Genomic DNA, 513 nt, shown 5'->3' with positions numbered 1-513 from the left:
AGCGTTAGGCTCCAAATTGAAACTAAAGGTAGCGATTGCAGAGTTGGGAGAAATTCCGCGGCCACTTGGCGTGGCTGCGGCAGCTTCGATCGTTCTCAGTGTGGTTTTGCTACTCACTGCCATCATTCCAGGCGCCGACTTCAACCTCGCAGGTACGCTCATGTCTCACGAGGCCATGTGGTCGTCAGGTGAGGCAGTTGCCATCTTGGTGTCAGTTCCGCTCATGTTGGCGGTAGGCATAGGCATCGTGTTCCGCCACGGTTGGGTGCGCCCTTTGCTCGTTGTCTTACCCGTGCTGCAATACTTGCCATTCCAAATGGTGCACTGGTTGTTTGGCGCGCCAAACCCGACCCCATCGCTTCTGCAATATGCGCTAGGCTGCGGCAGCTGGGCCGCGATTGCCCTTGTCTATTTGTCTGTTAACGTCCGCGCAAGAGGGTACTTCCAAAGTGTGCGCGCCTAACAGTTCGTTCGAGGCGGACGGCTCCGCCGCCGCTCAACTCCAGCGTTAGG

At 57.3% G+C, this 513-nt stretch carries 1 protein-coding gene; it reads left to right on the top strand.

Features of this window, described 5'->3' with window-relative positions; genetic code table 11:
• The coding region (locus ACFWZU_RS16290) for a hypothetical protein (RefSeq protein ID WP_439702558.1) at nucleotides 1-463 on the top strand (463 nt) is incomplete at its 5' end.
• Nucleotides 464-513: the final 50 nt, after the last annotated feature.

The sequence above is a fragment of the Frateuria sp. GZRR33 genome, from assembly GCF_051900425.1.
Classification (GTDB): domain Bacteria; phylum Pseudomonadota; class Gammaproteobacteria; order Xanthomonadales; family Rhodanobacteraceae; genus Frateuria_A.
The sequence above is the reverse complement of the archived record's forward strand: the minus strand, read 5'-3'. Positions and strand labels throughout refer to the sequence as shown.